This window comes from Rheinheimera texasensis (genome assembly GCF_964031785.1).
GTDB lineage: Bacteria > Pseudomonadota > Gammaproteobacteria > Enterobacterales > Alteromonadaceae > Pararheinheimera > Pararheinheimera texasensis_A.
This window is the reverse complement of the sequence record NZ_CAXIRE010000024.1, coordinates 81,364-105,349: the sequence shown is the minus strand read 5'-3', so window position 1 is coordinate 105,349 and position 23,986 is coordinate 81,364. Positions and strand designations below refer to the sequence as shown.

Annotated in this window: 26 protein-coding genes; all 26 read right to left on the bottom strand. The window is 51.0% G+C overall.

The annotated features are described in order from the left end of the window. Position 1: 1 nt before the first annotated feature. The 26 genes from ABNT34_RS19055 to ABNT34_RS18930 all read right to left on the bottom strand — a co-directional run bounded on the left by ABNT34_RS19055 (position 2) and on the right by ABNT34_RS18930 (position 23,978). The gene (locus tag ABNT34_RS19055; protein ID WP_348734489.1) at positions 2 to 511 is read right to left on the bottom strand and encodes a hypothetical protein; all 510 of its coding nucleotides are present in this window, start codon (positions 509 to 511) and stop codon (positions 2 to 4) included. Then, positions 508 to 1,056 (bottom strand): hypothetical protein, encoded by a 549-nt coding sequence (locus ABNT34_RS19050; RefSeq protein WP_348734488.1) that lies wholly within the window; start codon positions 1,054 to 1,056, stop codon positions 508 to 510. Before ABNT34_RS19050 ends, ABNT34_RS19055 begins: the two co-directional genes overlap by 4 nt. Then, positions 1,046 to 2,176, bottom strand: coding sequence for a hypothetical protein (locus ABNT34_RS19045; RefSeq protein WP_348734487.1), 1,131 nt, complete (start codon positions 2,174 to 2,176; stop codon positions 1,046 to 1,048). The genes ABNT34_RS19050 and ABNT34_RS19045 overlap by 11 nt, the downstream gene beginning before the upstream one ends. After that, positions 2,160 to 3,038 carry a hypothetical protein gene (locus tag ABNT34_RS19040; protein ID WP_348734486.1) on the bottom strand — a complete coding sequence of 293 codons (879 nt, stop codon included), beginning with the start codon at positions 3,036 to 3,038 and terminating at the stop codon, positions 2,160 to 2,162. Before ABNT34_RS19040 ends, ABNT34_RS19045 begins: the two co-directional genes overlap by 17 nt. After that, a complete protein-coding gene (locus ABNT34_RS19035; RefSeq protein WP_348734485.1) occupies positions 3,035 to 3,703 on the bottom strand; it encodes a prepilin-type N-terminal cleavage/methylation domain-containing protein in 669 nt (222 codons plus the stop codon). The genes ABNT34_RS19040 and ABNT34_RS19035 overlap by 4 nt, the downstream gene beginning before the upstream one ends. Then, positions 3,700 to 4,134, bottom strand: coding sequence for a prepilin-type N-terminal cleavage/methylation domain-containing protein (locus tag ABNT34_RS19030; protein WP_348734484.1), 435 nt, complete (start codon positions 4,132 to 4,134; stop codon positions 3,700 to 3,702). Before ABNT34_RS19030 ends, ABNT34_RS19035 begins: the two co-directional genes overlap by 4 nt. Continuing rightward, positions 4,124 to 4,510: a type II secretion system protein gene (locus ABNT34_RS19025; protein WP_348734483.1), complete on the bottom strand. Its 387-nt coding sequence runs from the start codon at positions 4,508 to 4,510 to the stop codon at positions 4,124 to 4,126. Before ABNT34_RS19025 ends, ABNT34_RS19030 begins: the two co-directional genes overlap by 11 nt. Before the next feature lies 1 nt (position 4,511). Further along, entirely contained in the window at positions 4,512 to 5,702 is a 1,191-nt protein-coding gene (locus ABNT34_RS19020; RefSeq protein WP_348734482.1) for a type II secretion system F family protein, read from the bottom strand. A 15-nt stretch (positions 5,703 to 5,717) separates the two neighbouring features. Then, entirely contained in the window at positions 5,718 to 7,376 is a 1,659-nt protein-coding gene (locus tag ABNT34_RS19015; protein ID WP_348734481.1) for a type II/IV secretion system protein, read from the bottom strand. Continuing rightward, complete coding sequence (gspG, locus tag ABNT34_RS19010) at positions 7,373 to 7,774, bottom strand: type II secretion system major pseudopilin GspG (RefSeq protein ID WP_348734480.1); 402 nt, start codon at positions 7,772 to 7,774, stop codon at positions 7,373 to 7,375. The genes ABNT34_RS19015 and gspG overlap by 4 nt, the downstream gene beginning before the upstream one ends. A 77-nt stretch (positions 7,775 to 7,851) precedes the next feature. Then, the gene (locus ABNT34_RS19005) at positions 7,852 to 8,697 is read right to left on the bottom strand and encodes a glycosyltransferase (protein ID WP_348734479.1); all 846 of its coding nucleotides are present in this window, start codon (positions 8,695 to 8,697) and stop codon (positions 7,852 to 7,854) included. Further along, a complete protein-coding gene (locus ABNT34_RS19000; RefSeq protein WP_348734478.1) occupies positions 8,694 to 9,683 on the bottom strand; it encodes a glycosyltransferase family 2 protein in 990 nt (329 codons plus the stop codon). Before ABNT34_RS19000 ends, ABNT34_RS19005 begins: the two co-directional genes overlap by 4 nt. Beyond that, positions 9,673 to 10,659 (bottom strand): glycosyltransferase family 4 protein, encoded by a 987-nt coding sequence (locus ABNT34_RS18995; RefSeq protein WP_348734477.1) that lies wholly within the window; start codon positions 10,657 to 10,659, stop codon positions 9,673 to 9,675. The genes ABNT34_RS19000 and ABNT34_RS18995 overlap by 11 nt, the downstream gene beginning before the upstream one ends. After that, the gene (locus tag ABNT34_RS18990) at positions 10,656 to 11,612 is read right to left on the bottom strand and encodes an NAD-dependent epimerase/dehydratase family protein (protein ID WP_348734476.1); all 957 of its coding nucleotides are present in this window, start codon (positions 11,610 to 11,612) and stop codon (positions 10,656 to 10,658) included. The genes ABNT34_RS18995 and ABNT34_RS18990 overlap by 4 nt, the downstream gene beginning before the upstream one ends. Continuing rightward, positions 11,609 to 12,703, bottom strand: coding sequence for a glycosyltransferase family 4 protein (locus tag ABNT34_RS18985; protein ID WP_348734475.1), 1,095 nt, complete (start codon positions 12,701 to 12,703; stop codon positions 11,609 to 11,611). Before ABNT34_RS18985 ends, ABNT34_RS18990 begins: the two co-directional genes overlap by 4 nt. Before the next feature lie 11 nt (positions 12,704 to 12,714). Beyond that, positions 12,715 to 13,896: a DegT/DnrJ/EryC1/StrS aminotransferase family protein gene (locus tag ABNT34_RS18980; RefSeq protein ID WP_348734474.1), complete on the bottom strand. Its 1,182-nt coding sequence runs from the start codon at positions 13,894 to 13,896 to the stop codon at positions 12,715 to 12,717. 12 nt (positions 13,897 to 13,908) lie between these two features. Next, the gene (locus tag ABNT34_RS18975) at positions 13,909 to 15,147 is read right to left on the bottom strand and encodes an acyl-CoA reductase (RefSeq protein ID WP_348734473.1); all 1,239 of its coding nucleotides are present in this window, start codon (positions 15,145 to 15,147) and stop codon (positions 13,909 to 13,911) included. Further along, entirely contained in the window at positions 15,144 to 16,223 is a 1,080-nt protein-coding gene (locus ABNT34_RS18970; RefSeq protein ID WP_348734472.1) for an acyl-protein synthetase, read from the bottom strand. Before ABNT34_RS18970 ends, ABNT34_RS18975 begins: the two co-directional genes overlap by 4 nt. Then, positions 16,216 to 17,592 (bottom strand): AMP-binding protein, encoded by a 1,377-nt coding sequence (locus ABNT34_RS18965; protein WP_348734471.1) that lies wholly within the window; start codon positions 17,590 to 17,592, stop codon positions 16,216 to 16,218. The genes ABNT34_RS18970 and ABNT34_RS18965 overlap by 8 nt, the downstream gene beginning before the upstream one ends. A gap of 17 nt (positions 17,593 to 17,609) precedes the next feature. Continuing rightward, the gene (locus tag ABNT34_RS18960) at positions 17,610 to 18,368 is read right to left on the bottom strand and encodes an SDR family NAD(P)-dependent oxidoreductase (protein ID WP_348734470.1); all 759 of its coding nucleotides are present in this window, start codon (positions 18,366 to 18,368) and stop codon (positions 17,610 to 17,612) included. Beyond that, positions 18,352 to 18,588: an acyl carrier protein gene (locus ABNT34_RS18955; protein WP_348734469.1), complete on the bottom strand. Its 237-nt coding sequence runs from the start codon at positions 18,586 to 18,588 to the stop codon at positions 18,352 to 18,354. Before ABNT34_RS18955 ends, ABNT34_RS18960 begins: the two co-directional genes overlap by 17 nt. Before the next feature lie 3 nt (positions 18,589 to 18,591). Continuing rightward, positions 18,592 to 19,233, bottom strand: coding sequence for an acetyltransferase (locus ABNT34_RS18950; RefSeq protein ID WP_348734468.1), 642 nt, complete (start codon positions 19,231 to 19,233; stop codon positions 18,592 to 18,594). Beyond that, positions 19,230 to 19,823, bottom strand: coding sequence for a sugar transferase (locus tag ABNT34_RS18945; RefSeq protein ID WP_348734467.1), 594 nt, complete (start codon positions 19,821 to 19,823; stop codon positions 19,230 to 19,232). Before ABNT34_RS18945 ends, ABNT34_RS18950 begins: the two co-directional genes overlap by 4 nt. After that, positions 19,820 to 20,944, bottom strand: coding sequence for a glycosyltransferase family 4 protein (locus tag ABNT34_RS18940; protein ID WP_348734466.1), 1,125 nt, complete (start codon positions 20,942 to 20,944; stop codon positions 19,820 to 19,822). Before ABNT34_RS18940 ends, ABNT34_RS18945 begins: the two co-directional genes overlap by 4 nt. Then, positions 20,941 to 22,893: an asparagine synthase (glutamine-hydrolyzing) gene (asnB, locus tag ABNT34_RS18935; protein ID WP_348734465.1), complete on the bottom strand. Its 1,953-nt coding sequence runs from the start codon at positions 22,891 to 22,893 to the stop codon at positions 20,941 to 20,943. The genes ABNT34_RS18940 and asnB overlap by 4 nt, the downstream gene beginning before the upstream one ends. Further along, positions 22,893 to 23,978, bottom strand: coding sequence for a glycosyltransferase family 4 protein (locus tag ABNT34_RS18930; protein ID WP_348734464.1), 1,086 nt, complete (start codon positions 23,976 to 23,978; stop codon positions 22,893 to 22,895). Before ABNT34_RS18930 ends, asnB begins: the two co-directional genes overlap by 1 nt. Positions 23,979 to 23,986: the final 8 nt, after the last annotated feature.

Genomic DNA, 23,986 nt, shown 5'->3' with positions numbered 1-23,986 from the left:
ATTAATTTCCTTGCGCAGGCTGACCTGCTGCAGTGTTGTTTTTAAACAGGCGCAAGACGACTCGCTGGTCGCCCTGCTGAAAAATAACCAAATCCTGCTGTAATGTCGTGAGGCGGTAGCCGCTGACTTCATCCTGAAGCCGGACTGTTTTTAATTCGGCGTTGCTGCCATCGACCAGCCGCAACACAGCCTTGCGTTGCCCTTCCTGCAAAAATACCGCTTTCAGGCTGACTTGCAAGGCCCCAAGCTGCCCTGCCGACGGGTCGACAGGCATCGCTGCATGAGTCGCTTCGCCCGCTGCCACCGGCTGTAGTTGCAGTAACAAGGGTTCCAGCGCAGCAGTAAGTGGCGGTGGTGTTGGTACCTTCACCTCGGTTTGCGCGTCGATACTCTGCTGTGGTTTGGACTCCATGCCCGTATACAGCCTACTGTACAGGTTCAGGCTTGCCATAGCGGCCACTGCAACCAGTGTATATTTGACTTCAGGGAGCCAGAATTGACTGATTTTCATGACGGCTCCACTTTGACTAACAGATCCACAGTGATGAAAATTTCATACGACTGCGTTTGATCTGCCGGCACTTCGGCCGAAATCCATTCAGAGAGCATCAAATACGGATAACGTTGTTGCAGAGCAGATAAAGAGCGGACTAATGCAGGTACCTGAGCACTCAGGCGCAGGCTCGCCCTGCCACGTTGCACGGTGCTATCACTGTAGGGCTGGATACCTTGCCAGTTAAACAAAGCCACTGTGACACCTGCGGCTTCAAAATGAGATTGCAGTAACTGCTGTAGGACCTGTGCAGATTGCTCTGCTGAAGGCACCACCGGCATCGTATTCAGCATGTCTTGCTGCCGGTTTTGTAGCTGCGTCGTTTTATCCCTGACCTCTGCTTCAATCCCTGCCAATCGCTCGGCTTTATCCAAACGTTTGGCACTGATTTGCAGCTGTTGATGCATGTCGTCCTGCGCGGTTTGCCAGGGGACAAACACAAAACGAGCAATCAGTAGACTGCCAAGGACAGCCAAAGCCAGCTGCCGCTGATTATTTGTCATGGCTGGCAGCTCCGGATTTGAATTGGATCGACACCGTGAACTGCTCCTGCTCCCCGACTCTGCGGGTGGCATTGATATAGCTCGCTGAAGCGACAAAAGGCATTTGCTGGATCGCGCTTAAGGCTGCTGTTGCCTTTGCTGCGCGCGCGGTAAGCTCTGCAGCCCCGCCTTTTAATTGCAGACGCTCGACAGTGACTTGCTGACTGGTCAGCGACAACATTAATAAGCTGAGCTGTTCCGGGTAAACGGCTTGTTGTAATGAATCCGCAATCTCTTGCTGCAAAGCACGGCTAGTCTCGTATTGCTTTTGTAAATCCAGCAATTCGTTCACTTTCGGGCCCATCGCATCCGTCTGCTGTTGAATGCGACCGTTTTGCCAGTGCAACCAGCCAGAAACCAGCGTCAAATAAGCTGACCAGCCAACAAGAGCCGCAATCAGCATGGCGCGCCAGTTGAAGGACATCGATGATTGTTGTACCCGCCAAAAGCCGGTGTAAGACTGCAGCGGCAATGCCATAAGACCGCGGAGTAATAATAGTTGGTGCTCGGCACGACTGAGTTGCCGTACCGGCAAATCTGCCGGTAGCCCCTGCACCATTTTAAACCGGTTCGCATCGGCACAAATAGCGGTCTGTAGCGCCGAGTAGCTTTGACCATTCCAATGACAACAAAAGAAATTTTGTCCACTGTCCTGCACCGCTAACACTTCACCGGGAAGCGCACTGCCCAATAACAGGGTTTCAGGTAACCAAAAACCAGTCTTTAACTTCTCAGTCAGCGTTGGCGTCAGGGAATAAGTCGTCACTTGCTGCTGGCCATTCTGCAGCGGGCCGACCCGGTGCAACACGGGCTGCCCATGGAATTCCTGCGCCAGTACTGCTTTTAATGCAGAACCTGACAAGGCCGGATATTGTTTATGTTGCTCGCTGTAACATTCACGACCCAGAATTTGCACAAATTTAGCAGCGGTTGTCGCCACTAAACTGGCCTGTTGTGACGTAAATTGCCACTTGAACAGCTGCTGTTTGCTACAGACAGTCACCAGGCTTTCAGTCAGTCTTTGCAGCACAGGAACAATGCCGGTCGGAAGTTGCGGCCAGATTTCAACGATTTTCGGCATGATATTGATTTACATATTCCCAATAGGTGAATGGGTCTTCCTGATATGGTGACAGGCGGATGGTGTATCTGCGCGAAAGCTTAACATTGTTAACTTGGGAAGTGAAGGTCACCCGATAGCTGCCCGATGGGCCAAAAACCCAGTCATCGCTGTGAATAGCGCCCATCACAACACGCAACATGTCGCCATCCAGTTTGTTCGTTTGCCGCAATCTAGTCAGCTGGTCCGCCAGAGTTTTACCAAACATGACCTGCAGAACCAGATCCGGCATCACCAGCGGGTTTTGATAACTCTGCGGCGCTGTGCTGAGCCAGGGTAATAGTAAATCAGCCTGTGCCGGTGTCATACTTTTCAGAAAACGGATTTCGCTTTCCGTCTGCATCAGCTGATTCCGCACCCGGACTTCGGCCGGATAGGCTGATTGTTCAGCGCCATTGATCCCTGCGTCATTGTCATCATCTTGCCAATCCTGCAGTTGCCCTACCAACTGTGCTGCAGTCGACTCATCATTGAAATAGCGGAATAAACGGGCCATGTCGTTGTAATTGTACAAATTAATTAAACCACTAACGTCCTGCACCTGCATGTTGATGCCAGCAAAGGCGAAAGGTTCATCATGCAGATTCCACTGCAATTGGCCGTTCTCACTGCCCTGCAATGTCAATGGCTGGCTCAGCACAACAAATTTGAACTCGGCGTCTGCTGAATACAGTTGCAGCTCAGCCTGCGCCCTGTCAGTTAACTCTTGCGCGAGGGTTAATGCCGCTTTGGCTTTCAGATGCATGGAAATCAGCATCACAGATAAAATCATCGACAAAAACAACACTTGAAGTAAAGCAATACCACGTTGCGACTGGTTCATGTCTGAATGTCCCCGCGCTGATAGCGTTGCAGCAACAGGTTTTGCCGGTCCGGTATGACCAAATCGACCGCAAGCCCGTCAAGTTGCAGACGGATTTGCACTGGATGTTGGCGTTGTGTCATCCCATCCATTGCAGGTACCCAACGTTTGATGCGGTCGGTCTGGTCAGGAAACTGCTCATTAATTTTGAGCTCTAACTGTTGATAGAGGAATTCAAGCCGGTTGAACCGGGTATCCAGCACCATGCGGTGACTAAAAGGGAGTTCCTGCTCGGCATCCAGCAACAGCATATCCCGCAGCGACGCTTCTTCGTAGACCAGCTGAAACTGACCTTGGGGTGTCTCTTCACGAAAGACCCGGATCACCGCCAAAGCCCCGGGATTAAATACCGGCGACTGTGTCACAGCCGTAAAACCATTATCACGTCCGAGGAAGTAAAAGGCGCTGGTCTGCGCATTCTGTACCGCATATGGCACGATGCTGCGAACGGCGTTATAGAGTAAATCGGTTTGCCGGTAGGCTCTGAACTGAGCGGAATGCTGCTGTTGTTCACGTTGCCAGTACTGCATGTAAAGTTGATAACCATACATCGCAGTCCCGAGCACTATCATCAGTAAAGTCGCCGAAATCAGCATTTCGACCAGTGTAAAGCCACGTTGTCTCATTGCGGCACTCCCGGACCCTGGCGCCAAATCAACTCGGTGTAAGTCAGGATCTTTTGCTGATCTGCCACGGCTAACGTCAGCTCAACCTGATACAGATAAAAGCGTTCCGCAAACAAGGTACTGGTGCCGGATTCAAGCTCAAAGCGAGGCTTCGGTGCGGCAGCTGCAGTTTTCTCGGCTCGCCATTGAAAAGTCACCTGGCCGAACGTCCCCTGACCCGTCGCAGGCTGGCCCGGGCTTTGCTGCAGCTGTTGCTGAATGTCCGCTTTGACCAGAGGCAAAGGCTGTAACATCGCAATGATATTGTCGGCATGGCGGGCGCTGTTACGGGCAGTCAGAAAACTATCCGTTACCATGACCAGAACGATAAACATGATACTGCCGGCGATCAGCACTTCAATCAACGTGAAGCCTTTTGCTTTACCGCGCATTGTCCGCCTCAAAATCAAAAGTTCGGGGCTGACCGCGGACTAAAGCTGAAATCTGCGGTTGTGAGGCAAAACCGTTTCGGTTGATTTGCACCAGCTGGCGTGGAAAGAAGATATGACTAAAACTCTGGTTGAGCAGCACGTTTTGACCATCGCTACCCAGTAACTGTTTGCCATCCAGCTGCAGTTCAACCGGTTTCGCCTGCACATAAGCCTGTTGCACTGCTTTATTCAGCAACTGCTGTAATTGCATACTCTCGTAGACGGCTTCACTGCGTTCAATCTGCTTCATGCCTAATGGACCGACCAGACTTAAGACAAGTCCCATCAGCGCCATCACAATTAACAGTTCAACCAGACTGAAGCCGCGCTGTGTCATATCAAAGCGCCGATGTGCCGGAGGTGATACTCATCATCAGGATCACGACGACCCCACCGACCAGGCCACCCATGAACAGGATCATCAGAGGCTCGAGTAAACTGGTAAACCGCAGTACCCACTGACTGAACTCTTTTTGGCTGCGATTGGTGATTTCATTGAAGATGCGGCCCAGTTCGCCGGTCTCTTCCCCAACCACTAACAGCGACTGATAAAACTGCGGGTAAATCCGGCTCTGGCCCAGGACGGCAGATAACTGCTCGCCACGTTTCACCCGTGCAATGGCTGATTCCAGCTCGTGGCGCAGTTGTGGCTGGCGCACACTGCCTGCGGCCAGCGTCATCGCCTGATCAATCGAAACGCCGGCGTTTAGCATCATCGACAAAGCACCATTAAAGCGGATCCGTTCTAACAACAGCGTTAAGGTACGTAAAAAAGGCAACCTGAGCTGGGTGCGGGAGATCATCGCCTGCCATTGTGGTTTATGCCATGACGACTTCACCAGCGCAGCCAACCCCAGCAAAAACAACAGCAGATACCACTGGTAATGACCAAACCAATCTGCGGTACCGAGTAGAATTTCCGTATAGATGGGAAGATCCTGCTGTCCCCGGAACATTTGCGCCATGTTCGGTACCACAAAGTTCAGGATAAACAGCAAAGCGCCCAGACAGACACTCAACACCACCGCAGGATAAGTCATCGCTTGCGTGACTTTTTGTTGTAAATCGCGCCGAAAGGCTAAATCTTCCGCCAACTTGCGGAACATCTGCGCGAGTTGACCAGTGGCTTCACCAATCTCAACCAAGTTGATGTACAGCGCGTCGAAGACCCCCGTTTGGCGCAAAACCTGTGACAACTGCAGACCTTTCTTTAAATCGCCACTGATTTTATTCAGAAGTTCAGCCTGCGCTGGTTTCGACGCACTACGCGCCAGCACTTCAACACCTTTATCAATTTTTAATCCGGCGTCTAGCAGCACAGAGAGCTCCGCGGTCAGGAACTCTAAATCACTGAGAGATAACTTACGGTTGATACTGAAACTACGGCGCTTTTGCTCCGGTTGCAGATCACTGACCAGCAGACCTCTAGCTTTTAACTGTTGACGGGCATCGTCCTGATCCAGCGCAGTCAGAACACCCTTCAGCGGTGCGCCAGCCTGATCAAAAGCTTTGTAACTGTATCTGTTCATCGTGCTTTGTTCATGTTAGCTGGCTGCTCTGCGTACTTCGTCCAGAGTGGTGACACCCAGCGCGACTTTGAGGAAACCATCACTTAACAGAGTGCGGCCACCGCGTTGCAGATTCAGTTTACGGGCCGCCAGTATAAAGTTCTGATCTTTTGGTAAGGATTGGATTGCTTCATCACAGCGCAAATATTCGATAATAGCGACACGACCACGATAGCCGCTGAAATTGCAATGTTCACACCCACAGGCTTTACGCAACGATAATTCAGTCACACCAGCCTGCCCGGCAACATCGGCTAATTGTGCTGCGAACTTAGGCTCTAATGTTGCGGTATCAGGTTCAGCACAATGCTCACACAATTTTCGCACTAAGCGCTGCGCCACAATCGAAATCAACGCAGCGTTCAGTAAAAACTCGTCGACTCCTAAATCGAGTAAACGGGTAAAAGCGCTCGGCGCATCATTGGTGTGAACGGTAGAAAACACGAGATGACCCGTTAAAGCCGACTGCATCGCAATCGATGCCGTTTCGCGGTCGCGGATCTCACCAAGCATCACAATATCCGGATCTTGCCGGACTATACTGCGCAGGCCGGCCGCAAAATCAAAACCGATATCGGGTTGTACTTGTACCTGATTGACTCCGTCTAACTGGTACTCCACCGGATCTTCCAGTGTGATAATTTTCACTTCCGGTGAATTCAGCTGATGCAAAAAAGTATACAAACTGGTGGTTTTACCAGAGCCGGTCGGGCCTGTGAGCAAAATAACACCAGCTGTGCGCTGCAAATCTTCCTGAATCAACCGTTCGAGGTCGGCAGAGATACCCAGCGTGGCCATGTCATAACGAATGGAATCTTTGCGCAGGAAACGCATCACAACGCTCTCACCATCATTCAGCGGCAAGCAGGACACACGGATATCAAGATCGATACCACTGATGCGCATTTCAATTTTACCATCCTGTGGCCGACGTTTTTCGGCAATATCCATATTGCTCAGGATTTTTAACCGAGTGACCAGAGGCATCACCAACGATGCGCTGATTTGCTCGATCTCTTGTAACACACCATCAATACGTAAACGCACTCTGGCGCGGCCATGTTCTGGTTCAACGTGCATATCAGAGGCACGTAGTTTCAATGCCCGCGTAATGAGGGAGTTCAGCAAATGTACCGTCGGCGCTTCGGAGGCAAGTTCGCGCAGACGGGCTTCTTCGTGCGATGTCAAAGACTCAAGCCGGCTCTGTTCCTGCGTTTGCGCGGCCAGCAATTTAAGCGTGGCAAGCTGCTCAGTGGGTAACAAACTTAATGCCACCGGTACTTGCAAGCCGGCAATCAGCTCCTGGGCTTCAGCATCAAGCGGAGTCGCGGTATAAAACAACCAGCCGTTGTCGTCAAAGCGGTATGGGATCCACAGTTTGGCAAGCAAAGCGTCCAGCGGTAACTGATGAGCTGCTTCGGGTAAAGTCCATTCATTGTCGGGAATTTGCAGAGCGAGCGGCAACCCCAGCAATTCAGCATAAAATTCCGGCAGAATTTCGCTGGCGGCAGCCCCGAGAGATATCAGGATCTGTTCAAGCTGACCACCGTATTTACGCTGATAAGTCCGGGCTTTTTCAATCTCTTCGCCGGCGACACCAAATCGGGTCTTTAGCAGCTCAACAGGATCGATCATGATGCAACAACATCCGCGTCCAGATCAGTGCCGCCTTTTTTGCCATCTGCACCATAGGACATCAATTGGTATGGCTGATTATTTTCGCCCGGCTTTACAATCACATAAGGGTTGCCCCATGGATCCAGCGGGACTTCTTTTGGCAGGTAAGGACCATCCCAGCCTTTCTTGCTGCTTTTGACCAGTTCATCGAGACTGGCAGGGAAATCCCCCACATCCAAGCGATAGGTATCTATTGAAGTCTGCAGCATTTTCATTTGCGCCATTGCAGTTTTTTGCTTTGAACTATCCAGTTTGCTGAACATTTCCGGCGCAACCAGCGAGACAATCAACCCCATGATGGCGATAACAATTAACAACTCAAGTAATGAAAAACCTTGTTTAATAGCTGACTTCATTTTTCTTTCCATTTGAACGAACTGGTCTGATTATGCCGAATCTGACCGTTATTGTGAATGTATATCCGGTACTCTGGCTAGACCTTACGACCGAGCCAACGCAAAACGGTCATTTTCAGCGCAAGTGGCCACAATGGCAGCGGACAATCGCGAAAAATTTGCCCTAGCGTGACAGGCCCGGCATAAAGCTGCGCATAAAAATGCTGAGCCCGGTATTGCATAGGGGTCATTAATGCGCGGTGCTTTTCCGCCAGCATGAGCTGACCTTGCAAACGACGTTGTTGTGTTGAGATCCGGGGTAATTCATGTGCCTGATGGACCAGATAGTTCTGTAAATCCAGCCGCTGTCCGGCCAGTCCTGCTGCACAGAGTCGGATCCATAAATCATAATCCTGACAGGCGGGCAAAGCCGGATCAAAACCGCCGATCTGGCGCAACACTCCGGTTCGGCAAAAAATCTGATTACCGACCAAGTTTTTCATCAGAAGTTGCTGCAATCCGAACTGCAACGACCCGGTTAACCCACGCAACGTTTGGCCAGAAGCCAGCGCATATTGATAACCAGAACAAAAAAATCCAATTTCAGGGTTCTGTTGCGCTGCGCAGACAAAACTACGGATCCGCCCGGCCAGAAACTCGTCGTCATCGTCCAGACCAGTAATAAACTCACCACTAGCCTCAGCAATGGCCAAATTCCTCGCCTGAGGTGCGCCCGCACTGGGAGATAGCCTAAACAAACGAATCCGCTGGTCTTTTGCAGCCATCGCAGCAATCTGAGCGGCAGCTGCTTCATCAGAGCCATCATCAACCAGTAAAATTTCTATGGCCCCATAATCCTGTGACAGACAAGATAGCAGCGCGCGCTGCAATAATTGCGGCCGGTTTTTTGTTGGAATATACACAGAAACGAGAGGCTGATTCATCGCGGGCGTGGCCGGTTCGTGGTCAGATAGTTACGTAGCAATCGCAATCCCTGATAAAGTCCAAGCGGCAAATAACTACCACATTGAATAAGCAATGACATCAACAAAGATTGCTGACGGAGCAACCCGGCGTAGCCGCGTGCAACATCACACCGGCCAAAACGCAAAGCGCCGAAGGCCGCAACCAAAACGTTATGCCGAATAAACCGGTCGATCTGTTGCACTTTCTCAGCGGCGAGATTCTGAGTCCAGCGCCGATCCCGCAGGAAATAAACCAGATGCCAGGCTAACTCCTGGGTCTGCTGATGAACAGTGCGGTTTTCGGCATTTTGATAGACCACTGCTGCCGTTTTTGCGCTATACAGCATCGGCCCGGTTAATGCTGCCTGGAGCCAGACAAAGATATCCTCGCCGATCCGAATACCTGCAGGAAAACCGCCGATATCCAGCAATAGTTCACGACGAATGGCAAAAGATGAAGCGCAAATCAAACTGCGATTTTGCCGGTAAGCCGTAAAAAAATCTGCAACTGGACCGGCAAACTCCGGAGCAAAACTACTATTCAACTGCATCATTCGGCCATGTTCATCAACGATATCAAAACGGCAGCTATACAACGCGGCTTCAGGTGCTTGTCTAATCAGGCACGCCATCTGGCTAAGAAATTCTGGCAAGTATTGGTCGTCAGCGTCGAGGAAACACAAATACTTGCCCCGAGCATGCAACATACCCTGATTACGTGCGGCTGCGACCCCCTGATTGGATTGCCTTATCAGGCGAACGCGCGGGTCCGCAAATGCTGCGGCACGCACATAGCTTTCATCTGTGGAGCCATCATCAACCACCAGTAATTCGAAGTTGGGATAGTGCTGGGCCAACACTGACGCTATCGCTCTGCCGACTGATAGTTCCTTGTTATAAAGCGGTATGATCACCGAGAGGAATAGATCTCCGGTTTTACCAACGTCTGGCGGGTTATGTTGCATCCGGCAGCGCCTGCCCTGCTCTCAGGCGATAGCAGACCCACAGTACCGGTCCCCATGCCAAAGCAAAGGCCACAGATAAATTCAAAACACCAGCGACATACAGACCAGCGATGGGAGCCAACCAAGTCAGATTGTAACCGCTGACCAGCAAACTGACTTTACTGTGGCTATCCCAGCGTCGACTTAAAATTTGATAAGCGTGTAGTTTATGTGCAGTCCAGATTTTTTGACCGGTCATCAATCGTACCGTCAGAGTCCAGCTGGCATCCAGGATAAATACTGACATCATGATAATACATGACCACAGCAAAGCCTTTGAACTTGCTGCCACTAGCACCATCAGCAACACAAAGATAGTGCCCAGAGCTCCGCTCCCTGCATCGCCCATGAAAATCCGGCTATGGGGAAAATTCCAGAACAGAAATCCAGCCATCACGGCAGCCAACAAACCACAGAGTTGTGCCAACTGTGGTTGGTGCTGCCAGTAGCACAAGCCCGCGATCACCAAAGCGACACTCATTGCCTGTAGTGTCGCAATACCGTCGATACCGTCCATAAAGTTATAAAGATTGATCAACCAGACTGCCGCCAGAATCAATGGTAACCATAGCCAGACCGGCTGAAAACTCTGTGCCAGCGCTGGATACAATAATAAAGACGCCACGGCAATTTGGACCAGTAACCGGCTAAGCACGGGCAAACCAAGGATGTCGTCTATCATCCCGACCAGCATCATCACGCCAACCGCAACAAACTGCCAGCCGTGTAACGCTGGCACCCACTGTTGCTCAGAAGCCAGATAAGTACCCAGCAGAAAAGCCAGTACAAACACCACCCCTCCCCCGCGCACTGTAGGCCGGGAGTGGCTGCTACGCGGCCCGGGTATATCCTGCAGGACCTTTTGACCGGCAAACCTGATCCACAACCAGGTGCCGGCAAAAGTAACGAAGAATGCGAGCAGACTAAGCAACATCATGTGCGACGAGATCCTTTGTATTCCGAGCCAACTTTGCGAATGATTTCGCCGACAGTCTGCTGCGGCCGCCAATTGATCAGTTCAAATAACTGGCTGCTATCAGCCTCCAGCGTCAGGCAAAGTTTTTTATACATTTTTTTCTGCCCCACACAGATCAACAGCATTTTTAACAGCCAGGCCGGGACATAAAATAACCGTGATGTTTTTCCCATGCCCTGAGATAGATTGCTCAGCAACGTCGCTAAGGTTACCGCGTCTTGCTCGGCCGCGATTAAGGTAAAATCCCCTTGTAACGGCGCGCGAATCAACCGGTGCAGAATTTGATTTAAGGTCTCAATCCCCAAAAACGATTTGCGATTATTGAGTCCGGCAAAAGGCAGCGGTATACCAAGCGCAACCAGACGTAATAGTTTGCCAAAATTGCCCGGAGCGTCAGCGCCATAAACTAATGGCAGACGCAGAATCGTACAATTGTAGTGCCGGTTCGGTACACTCAGCAGGGCCAGCTCAGCCGCCAGTTTTGACTCCGCATAGGGGTGATCCGGATGCACTGTACTATTCGGTCCAACGATATCATCACGGCTGCTGCCATAAACACCGACAGAACTGATAAATATAAAGTTGCTAATCCGCTGCTGCGCTCCGGCCTGTGCTATCGCGCGGGTTGTCGCCACATTGGCTTCAAAAAAGCCTTCTACCTGCAATTCGGCCGGTAAATCACGATGTGCCAGTCCCGCCAGATGGATCACAAAATCATCCGGCAACAATAGGTTTTGCCAGGCACTTTCATCGCGAAAATCAGCTATCTGCCGAACGACCACACCTGCAGGGACAGCCCAACTTAAAGGCCGCCTGACAACCAGTAGCAGGGATATGTGGGGCTGTACTGCCAGATATTCGACCAAATGTCGGCCGATAAAACCACTGGCTCCGGTCAGCACGACTCTGTTCATGCAGTCTCCAGCAGTTGACGATACAAGGTCAGTATACGGGTGCTGTTTTGATGCAAAGTAAAAAATTGCTCAAAGCGGCTGCGGGCTTCTGCGCCCATCCTTTGCCGTAATCCCGGTTCGGCGATGAGCTTGCCCAGACATTGGCCCAGATGACTGACATCCTGAGGCGCAACCAGGTAACCATTAAGGTCATCAGCCACCATTTCAGCCATACCGCCAACGTTGGTTGCTACCACCGGCAGACCAGCACGCATCGCTTCAATCACACTGACCGGCAGGCTTTCACTGAGACTACTGAGGACAAATACATCTGATTGCGCCAATAATTCAACAACATCTGACCGTTCGCCGAGGAATTCCACCTGCTCCAGTCCAAGTTCCTGTGCCAATTGACGGCAACATTGCAGGGTCGGACCACTGCCAACCAGCTTTAAGCACCAACTCTGTGCGGCCACACCAGCCATCGCTTTTAATAAAGTGATTTGATCTTTCGGATCTTCAAACCGCGCGACCGAGATGAGCCTGCAGCAGGATGGATCAGTGGCTTTTGGCAAAGTTGCGCACTCGGCTATACCGTTATGTACCAGCGCCAGCTGCGCCGGCTTGGCACCGAGCAGGTTTCGGGCAATGTTGAAATCACGCTGACATACCAACACCAGTTGATCTGTCAGTGGCATCAGTAACCGTTCCAACCAGCGGAAGCATCGGGCTTTTTTACCCTGATACATGCTAAAAGACCATCCATGCACCGAATAGATCACCGGAACCCGCTGCAACTTCGCCACGACCCGCCCCAACAATCCTGCTTTCGCCGAATGCAGGTGCAACACATCAGGGCGCAGTTGTCGCAATAACCGGCTCAATCGAATGAAACAGCGTAAATCCTGCATTGGCGATATTTGCCGTAACAATAAAGGCTCAACAATGATTGAGAGCCCACGCTGCTGAGCCAGTTGCGCCACAATGTCGCCCGGCCCTAATAAAATAGTGACATCACAACCGCGGCGCTGCATTTCGCTGGCCAGTTCCAGTACATGCATACTGGCGCCGCCGATGACATCACCGCGGGTGACGATATAGAGAATTTTCATCCGCAACTGACTCAGCGCTTGACCGATGCGGTGGTCAGCACAGTGCGTAATACATCGCAGGACTTTTGCATTTCCTGTGCAGTCAACGTCGGGTGCACCAGTAACATCAGGCTGGTATCGCCTAACAAACGGGCATTCGGTAGCCGCGTAGCTGGCCGCCAGGCCGTATTGTCAAAGGCTTTTTCCAGATACACTTCTGAGCAACTGCCGTGATAACAAGGCACACCAGCAGCGTTGATTTCACGGATCAAGCGTTCCCGGTCCCAGCCCGGCGCAAAAAATTCAGGTTGAATAAAGAAATAGTGTTTGTAACCACCATGCTGCACGTCCGCCGGAACCTGTTGCTGGCGCAGTAATGGGAAATCTGCGGCGGCGGCATTTAACTGTGCCATATGCTGGTTACGGATCTCAGTCCAGCCAGCCATTCTGGCGAGCTGAATGCGGCCAATCACAGCCTGTATTTCCAACATCCGCCAGTTGGTGCCAAAACTGTCATGCACCCAACGGAAGCCAGCCGCATGTTCTTTGTGATAGACCGAATCAAAGCTTTTGCCGTGATCTTTATAGGACCACATAAAGGACCACAGATCTTTGTCATTGGTCGTGACCATGCCGCCTTCACCACCAGTGGTCATGATTTTGTCCTGGCAGAAAGACCAGGCGCCAATGTGGCCAATTGAACCGACAGAACGGCCCTTATACTTTGCCCCATGCGCCTGCGCACAATCTTCAATCACATAAAAACCATGCTGCTGCGCCAGCGCCATAATCGGGTCCATATCAGCCGGCATACCGGCAAGATGTACCACAATCACCGCTTTGGTATTTGGCGTAATAGCTGCAGCAATGGTTTCGGCAGAAAGATTTTGTGTATTGAGGTCGACATCGGCAAACACCGGCGTGGCTCCAGCCGTGACAACACAAGACACTGATGCAAGGAAAGTTCTTGGTGTGACAATCACTTCATCACCAGGTCCAATGTTCAGTGCTTTGAGCGCAACATCCAGTGCCAGTGTGCCATTGGCCAGCGCTACGGCATATTGAGTACCAGCCCATACAGCAAATTCTTTTTCAAATTCACGGCATTCCTGACCGGTCCAGTAATTGACTTTATTACTGAGCACTACGCGGCTCACCGCATCAGCTTCTTCCTGAGTAAAAGAAGGCCAGGCTGAAAAAGAAGTATTTAACATGCAATTACCGTTTTATCTGATGGTTACTAATCTGGACAAGCTGCTGAATAAATCAACGCCATCCCAGATATAATCAAAATCGAGTCCCTGCCCGACCGGCACCAGCCGGTCAAGCCCCGGCACCCCAGCCTGCAGCCACTGTTGCAGCTCGACGGCAGAGATCCCAAAATATGTCAGTGTCTGCACGCCACGGTGCAGCACAGCATTCAATTCACTGAGTTGACTCACTGCAGCTTGCAGAAAAGTCCCGCGGCCACAATGATCCCTGGTATCAATCAATCCAAGCAGCGCGGTATTCAATACCGTCAAAGTCAGATCTGAATCCACCGGACTCAACTCCGACTGATACCCAATCGCGTGTTCCGCCACAAACACCAGTTTCTGCATAAAATCTGCCGCAATCAGGCCATGCGGATACTGACTAACCGCTGAATTGACTGCTGGCCAGAACTTCGCAGTGGCCAGATTAACAATATTGTCATCTCCAAGCCAGCACACTGAACGCGGTGACGAGCAAGCCTGTTGAGCAAACAGATAAGTATCGCTGACAAAAGCCCGCACTAATTTGGTGAACTCGGCATCATCGGCCGCAAGCACAGCCTCTGCCGACAACAACGCCAGCGAGTACTTATTGGCAAATTTAATATCTACTGCGGTCGGGCGAACCGGCAAACTACTGAAATAGCCAACGGTCTGGTCACCGCCCCATAACATCCGGGCGTCGCACCAGCCAGACAAGGTACGGCTAATACCATCATCATGCGGATAAGTCACCACCAACAGACTCTGACTGATCGGATTGTCCGGCAACGCCGTCAGCGCCTGATTCAGCACCTGCAGAATGAGCTGCTGTTGCGCCGACGATTTTGACGATAACCGCACCAGATTTTTATTCCCCATCAACAGGGAAATCACCAGTGAATAGATAAAAATGGTGTCTACGTTAGACGGCGCGACATGAAACACCAGACCACGGGGGAGTCGAACCGCGTGACTGATCACCGACGACGGCACTGCCGCCTGCTCCGCCAGACGGCTGATATTGGCTTTGCGTAGCCAGTAACCCAAAGCAATCATTTCCGGATGGGCTTTAAAAGCCGGCTCCCGCAATAATTGCCGCGATAAGGTTTCGACAAATTCAAGTGCAGCTGCGGAAAATGGTGTCAGCAAATCCGTGCGGGTCTGACAGAAATGTTCAATAGATTGCGCGGATTGTTGCGGCGCCAGCAGACGGATAGCGGAAAGCGTCATGATTTCACCTCAGCGGCATGGGTATCAGAACAGCCGCGCACTTCAGCTTTGGGTAACCGACCATGCACATGAAAATATTTGCCGTTGAGACCACAAAGGCAATCGTCTTCGCCAAACACAGTGCCTAAATCCTCAGTCAACAACCGATGCCCCGGATAACTTGAAGGCAACACACTGCTGACAGCTATCAGACCTTGTTGGCCGAATGGCATTTTCTGCATGGTCTGTGCATCAACGATGTCGATGTCTGCATAGTCCGGCGCATGCAGATAACCGTGCGGACATTCGACGAAAATGGAGCCAACTTGTTCCACCATGCCGTAGAAGTTATGCACCCGTTGGATCCCACAAGTATCCAACGCGACTTGTTTAAACACTGAGTTATCGACGGCGATATCAATCAGCTTTTTCCAGCCACCACTATGCACCAGTACAGAGCCGGCTAAATCCAGCCGCTGGCCATTTTGTTGCAGCACCTGAAAAAAATACTGCCACACCATAAAAGTGAAACCGAAGATAAATACTGGTTTGCCCTGGTGCTTTTCAATAAAGGCCTGTACACGTTCGAGATTGATTTGCATGTCATCATCAAGTGCGTAAGTATGATCCCGACCAAATGTCGACAAGCCCAGAATACCGGCACCGCGCGCCGAAAATGACAACCGGTCTTTAACCACGGAAGGATGGTCGATAATCAGCATCGGCAGCCGTTGCACGCCAAGATAATGCTGCATAATCTTCACCAGCACTTTACTCTGATGCGCTGCAGTTTGGCGGTCCAGCACAATGCGGGATACCTGCTGAGAAGTTGTACCTGATGACGTCAATACTTTAAAAACATCATCTTGTGTGACACTCTTCAGCTCAAATTGTTTAAACAGGCGCACTGGTAAATACACCTGCTGGCCAAACCAACCGCTTTGTGCCAGCGAACTGGCGATGCGGCGGTACAACTCACAATGCTGCTGATGATGTGCATCAAGCGCATTCAGGTGCTGTTGTAATGCCAGTTGTTTTTCAGCTGCAGCCAGACTGTAGGGCGACTGTTGCTGATAAAAGAAATCCAGATTATTCATATTGCGCCATCAATGCTTTGATGGCCTGGCCATCTACTTTTCCATTACTGCTGCGTGGGATCGCTGCGATCTGATGGACAGCGATAGCGTTGACGTTGATCTTAAACAGCGCTGAAAGTTCCGTTGCAAGCGCTGCTGGTTCCGTCACTGCGCGGTCGCTGATAAAAATGACCAGTTTATCATCGCGGCCTGTGCTGGTTGCATCCAGTCCACGGCGGGCCAGCATTTCATCAACGGTATCAAGACTGATCCGCAGACCAAACATTTTGATAAAACGTTTCGCCCGCCCGGTGATATAAAAATACCCATCCTGATCACAATAACCAATATCTCCGGTAGCAAGCTGGCCAAGGCATTCATCGCCAAGAGCCAGATCAGCCAGCGATTCGGCATATCCCAGCATGACATTGGGCCCCTGATAAATCAGTTCGCCTTCGGTATCTGCAGAATCGACCAGCTGTCCGTCCGCCAGACGGATCCAGAGTTTGCCGCCAGGAATAGCCCGGCCGATGGAGCCGGTTTTGACTGCCAAAAGGTCTGCGGGTAAATAAGCAATGCGGGCCGTCGCTTCGGTCTGGCCATACATCACCACGAATTGCTGTTGTTTCGCCTGGGTTTGCTGCTGAAAGTACAGCAAGCTGTCATTATCCAACCGGCCACCAGCCTGGGTCAGGTAACGCACTGAATCTGTTTTAAACCGTTCGTACCGCATTTTGCGCAGCATTTGCCAGATATAAGGCACGCCTGACAGCGACGATACCTGATGCTGCTGCACTAACTGCCAAAATTCCCGAGACAACAACCCAAAAGCGGTCAGCACCAGCTTGGCTCCGGCCTGCAGATGACTGTTAAGGATGGATAAACCGTAGGAGTAATGCAGTGGCATTGTAGTGATGGCTGTCTCCGTGGCATTCAGCCGCAGGTAATCCACAATGGCACTGGCATTACTTTGCAAATTCTGCCGACTTAACCGCACCAACTTCGGCGAGCCCGTAGTGCCGGAAGTTGATAACATTAACGCTAAATCCGCATGCAGTGCCAGCGGCTCCTGATGTAACACGTTGATTTCAGAGCCGCGCAACAACACATTTGGTTGGTAGGTCGCTAACAATGCCTGCAACAAATCAGGGGCTAACGAGGTATCAAGCAGAATAATCGGGTGTCCGGCTTGCAAAGCGGCAAGATACCAGCAAACACTCTGCAAATCAGTATCCATACAAAGCGCTATCAAAGACCGGGTCGGCGGCAGCTGCTCGGTACAGGCAGTGACGCGCCGTGCCAACTCAGCGTAAATAACTTCACCTTCCAGCTGATCGACAATAGCGACCGCTGTTCGCTCTGACAGTGCTAAATCCCAAAAAAAGCTCATGGATCAGGCCTTTGCCATTAAATTAACATACCGCCGTCCACACCAATAATCTGGCCTGTGACATAAGCGGATAAATCTGAAGCCAAAAATGCCGCAACACCGGCAATTTCTTCCGGTGTACCAATCCGTTTCATCGCAACCGAAGCAACCCGCGTCTCGAACACTGCGGACGGGATAGACCGCGCCATATCGGTATCGATAAAACCAGGCGCAATCGCATTGACGCGGATGTGACTAACCGCCAGCTCTTTAGCCAATGATTTAGTAATGCCAATGACGGCGGCTTTAGAGCCACCATACACTGCCTGACCACTATTGCCGTTTGTACCGATAATAGATGTCAGATTGACAATACTGCCGGTTTTGGCTTTTGCCATAATGCGCGCGGCATACTGGCTCATATACAACACGGCATAGGTATTAATCGAGAATGTCCGCTCAATTTGTGCCGGCGTCACCATGCCAATCAACGCATCATCGAGGATGCCGGCATTATTGACCAACACATCAATGGCTTTGGATTTGGTCAGAAATTCTTTGTAGGCCAATTTGACTGAATTCGGGTCGGCAACATCACAAACAAAAGCATCAGCCCGACCACCAGAGGCATTCAGCTCTGCCACGACCTCATTTACACGCTGAGGGTCCCGGCCGTTGACAAAAACCCAGGCGCCTTGTGCCGCAAAAAACTTCGCGATGGCAAGGCCAATACCGCGGGTCGCGCCTGTGACGATACAGATTTTGTCCTTGAGCAGCATGTCAGAGACTGATCTCATAACGGGCCAGGATCTCTTTGGCTTTCGCTACGGAACTCATATCAATAATGTCATCTGTATCAAGCATGATATCGAAGGCATCTTCCAGTGCTGCAATCAATGTCATGTGCGCAACTGAGTCCCATTGTGGAATCGTATTGTATTGAAGTTCATCCGTGACCTGTTCAGCCGGGATGCCGAGTGACTCTGCAAAACATTGGATTAAAGTCGCTTGCGACATGGCTTACCTCATTAATCTGTTGTGTACGACAAGATATTCGCCCCGAAGAGACACAATCGACTTTTCGGGGGCGTCAGATTTTACATAAGAATGGCTGTCAACAATACCCTTATCTGCGAGAGATTTACCGGGGAAGATGGTCGACCGGGTGCCAAGGAAACATAACTCACCGACTTTGGCATTACCGTTGACTGCGGCAAAGGGCGACAACACACTGCAAAAACCAATCACCGCTTCATGACCAATACTGCAGTGAACATTCACGGCTACATTAGCTGCGACTGACGCTTTGGCATTAATAACGGAATAAGGTGCGACGATACAACCTTCCGCTAACTCAGCACTGCGCGCGACGATGGCAGTTGGATGTACATAAGTGTAGAACACAGCACCTTTTTGTTTTAGCAAGTCATAACAACGTTTGCGATGCAGCACATTGCCAATAGTGATTAAAAATACATCATCCGCTTGCGGCTCGTAATCAGCCACAGCGCCTAAGTGCGGTAAAAGCTGCTGCGCACAATGTGCCGCATCATCAAGCACCCCTTTAAGGTGAACCTGTTGCAGAGCCTGTGCATCAACTTGCAGATAATCATAAAGTTCGAGAAAAAAACCACCGGCACCAACCAGAATCAGATTTTTCATTGGGCACTCCCGGTAAACTTTGTTGTAGTCGCTTCACCAGCTGCCGCGATCCCTTCCCGGACAAGCACTTTTCTGACGGTCATCCACAAGATCCGCATGTCCAGCCACAGACTTTGATTATCGACATACCAAACATCCAGAGAGAATTTATCTTCCCAGCTAATGGCATTGCGGCCATTCACTTGCGCCCAGCCAGTAATACCAGGCCGCGCTTCATGCCGGCGGGCTTGTTCAGCGGTATAAAGTGGCAGATATTCCATCAGCAGCGGGCGCGGGCCAACCAGGCTCATCTCGCCTTTTAATACATTCCAAAGCTCAGGTAGTTCATCCAGACTGGTCGAGCGCAGGAAACGGCCAAAGGACGTTAATCGAACGTCATCCGGCAGCAACTCACCTTTTTCATCCTTCACATCAGTCATAGTCCGGAACTTATACATCCGAAAGGGTTTGCCGGCCAGGCCAGGCCGGACCTGACTAAAGACCACAGGTGAGCCCAGTTTGCGCCTTACTAAAAATGCTAACACTAACAACACTGGCCACAGGCAGAAGAGTCCAGCTGCGGCGGCAAGAAAATCGATCAAGCGTTTCACTTATTGAAAATTCCCATGGTTGTCAGCATCTGTTGATTGACTTTTTGTACATCGTATTTTTGTTCGGCAATCCGCCGCCCCTGTTGCCCCATAGCTTCAACCTGCTGCCGGTCTCGCACCAAATCTAACATCGCTTGTGCAAGCGCCTCGGCTGATTTAATCGGCACCAACAAGCCATTGACGCCAGGGATCACCGTTTCGCGGCAGCCAGGTGCGTCTGTAGTTATGACGGCCCTTGCCATCGCCATCGCTTCTAAGACTGTTCTCGGTGTACCTTCTCTGTATGAGGGCAATACGTAAATAGTGCTATCTGCAATTGCTGGACGTACATCTTTTAATCGACCCAAAAACTCTATCACGCCGTCCTGAATCCAACTGTCCAGCTCCGCTTGTGCAATAGCGTCAGGTGCATCATCAATCCAGCCGGCTAACCGGAATTTGCACTGCGGATATTGCTGATGTACCAAGCGCGCGGCGGTCACATATTCGCGCACGCCCTTATCACCCAACAAGCGGGCAATCAGCAAAAATGCCGGTTGTGCCGGTAAAGGCATAGGACTAAAGATACTGATATCAATACCGGAGCCATTCACTACGACAGTTTTGTCTGCAGCCGACAGAATTCCCCGTTGCACAAACAAATCTCTGTCATCTGGGTTTTGAAAAAAGACCCGGTGCGTAAAATGCAGTGCGACCTGATAAAGGCGAGTCGCAATACGACGCAGTAATGTTCGTTGACCAGACTCACCGGCAAAGGCATAGCCTAAACCGGTGACTAAGGCATAACGTTCTGGCACTCGCGCCAACCAGGCCGCCAGCGAGCCATAAATCACCGGTTTGATGGTATACCCCAACACCCGTTCAGGGCGGATTTGTCGCATCAAGCGGTATAAGCACAGTAACGTTTTCAGGTCATGCCAGGGATTCATGCCGGTGCGGTTCATCGACACACTATGGATACGGACTCCCTTGGCAAGCAACTTTGCCACAACTTCAGGATGCTCACAAAGTCCGGGCGCAGCCGCGTGCACTTCCTGACCGCTGGCAATCAGGGCCTCGATTAATGGGCCGCGAAAATTCGTCAGGGATTCGCTGTACCCTGCAACCAATAAAAACTTCATTGTTCCGCAAGCCAGGCCTGAAACATCAATACGTTCCACAAATGATACTGCCAATTGTGACTGCCGCTCTGATGCTGCAACCACATAGTTCTGATGGTTTCTGTGCGGAAATAGCCTTGCTGGTCCAGCAAACGGCTATCCAGCAGCTGCTCTGCCCAATCTCGCAACGGCCCACGCAACCATTGGTCTAGAGGAATACCAAACCCCATTTTGGGTCTTTCGATCAATTCTTTCGGCACGTGGCGATACAGTACCTGCCGTAACAGCCACTTCCCCTGGCCCTGGCGTATCTTGAAATGCAAAGGCAATTGCCAGGCAAATTCAACTAAACGATGATCCAACATCGGGACCCGGGTTTCGAGGCTCGTCGCCATCGCTGCGCGGTCAACTTTGGTTAAAATGTCGTCAGCCATGTACGTTTGCGCGTCCATTGCCATCATAAAATGTTCGAGACTATCGGTTTTTGGCCAAAGAGCAGGATCCGTCAGCATAGTCTTGGGCTCATGCCCAGCCAACACCACTTTTTCAGGTTCGTGCCAATGACTAGTTAAGCGTCGGTAAAACTGCTGCCCATCCGGCAATGCCAGCACTTCGGCCAGTTTACGCGCTTTTTCCCCCGGAATCGCCAGGTGCAATTTTTTAGGCAGCAGTGGTTTTGCCAGTTCAAACAGCTGATCCCAACGTTTTGGCGGAACTGCATTCAGCAAGCCTGCTGCAGCTTTGCGGCAAAATAACGGCGCTTTTTGGAAAGGCCCCCATACCTTACCTGCTGCCAAATGCCGGTTGTAACCACCAAATAGTTCGTCCCCACCATCACCACTCAGTGCCACAGTGACATGCTGTCTTGCCAGCTGACTCACCAGAAAAGTTGGAATTTGCGAACTATCTGCAAATGGCTCGCAGTACATAGATGGGAGACGAGGAATAACGTCCAGTGCGTCTTGTGGGCTGACGTATAACTCCGTATGGTCAGTCTGCAGATGTCTGGCGACATCTTTTGCACATATGGCTTCGTCAAACCCAGCTTCATTAAAACCAATGGTAAAAGTTTTCACCGGCCGCTGACTGTTCATCTGCATCAGTGCTACAACAGAACTACTGTCTACCCCGCCGCTGAGAAAGGCTCCCAGTGGAACATCAGCCAGCATTTGGCCGCGGATGCTCTGGGTTAACATGGCTTCCAGCTGATCAGTCGCCTCAGTGTCTGTACCAGTGATTGCCGCAGCCTGACTTTGCTCTACCATCTGATTGAAAGACCAATAGGCCTGTTCTACAGCAAGCTTGGCGCGCAGTGGCGAATCAAGCTCGAGTTGCAGGTAATGGCCCGGTTTTAACTTATAGAAACCCTGATAAATAGAATAAGGCGCCGGAATATAGCAATGGCGGAGTAACAGCGTCAGCGCATCTCTGCTGATACCGGCTTTAAATGCCGGGTGCGCTTTGAGGGCTTTTAATTCTGAGCCGAATAACAGGACATCGCCCTGCCATCCCCAATAAAGCGGTTTTTCACCCATTCGATCCCGCGCCAGCGTCAGCTGACGCGCCTGCTGATCCCACAAGGCAAAAGCAAACATACCAACGGCAGCCTGCAGGGTTTTAACGATCCCCCACGCTTCGATACAGGCTAATAATGTTTCAGTATCTGAATGTCCACGCCATTGCTCGGCGTAACCTTCAGCCTGCAACATCTCGCGCAACTGAACATGGTTATATACTTCACCGTTGTAAGCGATGACATAACGGCCGGTCGCCGACAACATCGGCTGATGACCGGCGGCGGACAAATCAACTATCGAGAGGCGGCGGTGCCCGAGCACCACAGGGACACCTTCGGTCTGCCATATCCCTTCACTATCCGGACCACGATGCACAATTTTCTGGCACATTTGCTGTGCAATTTGCTGATTGTCTATACCGTCTATCCGGCTAAAACCGATGAATCCACACATCAGGGAGCTGAAATCCTATTAAGAGAATTAAAAATACGAGCTAGCTCAGGGAGTTGTGCCTGTAACGAATACACTTTCTCTACCGCTTGACGACCGGCGTGGCCATAACGCTGAGATAACGGAGCGTCCGTCGCTAACGTAACCAGCGCATCGAACCATTCACTTTCTGTCGATGCAAGCAGTCCAGCACCGCTCCCCTGCACAATGTCGACATTCGCGCCGACAGGCGAGGCAATCACCGGAATTGCACAGGCCATATACTGGATGAGTTTATAACCACACTTTCCACGTTCCCAGGGACCATCCGGTAGCGGCATCAGACCTACATCAAAACTGCAGATGTCCAGCACTTCTGTCGCTTCCGACCAGGCCCGCAGTTCAATTTCACAGCCCGCAAAATGCGGCAATACATCGCTGTTTGCTCCGATAAGCACCAACCGGCCGCTACAGTGGGCTAATGCTTTGCAAAGTGCCGGAGCAATCATTGTCAAATATGACTGTGTAGCAGGAGAACCAATCCAGCCAAAAACCGGTGCCGCATTTTTCGTCCCACCGGTAACAATAGGGTAACGATCCAGATCAATGACGGTCGGGATCCAAGAAATGCTTTGCGCACCAGCCTTTAACGCTCTTTGCTTTAAATACATGTTGCCGACACATACCACGTCAGCCTTCGCCATCACCTGGTCAATTTTGTTTCCAAGCAACGTCCGTAGCAATGGATTCCCTGACATATCGTAGTTATGAAATAGTGCATCATCATAATCGACTACAAAAGGCACTTTGCGCCATTTTAGATAACTTTCCAGCCATGCCGGAAAATATGGCAACAATTCATACTCCAGCCAGACCGCATCAAACTGTTTGACCCGAAGCAGAGTGAACAAACGCCGCCAGTAACACTTCAGGATATGGCCCAGACTACGGCCTTTTTTCTGATACAACTGTTCAAGGTATACATCATCGAACAGTGATTGCACGCTGATCTCAAATCCGGCAGCACTGAGTCCCGGCAAGAACTGCATAGTACGCAAACGTGAGCTTGCGCCAAGTCTTGAGTATTTGCTGACCAACAAAATTTTCATCGAAATAC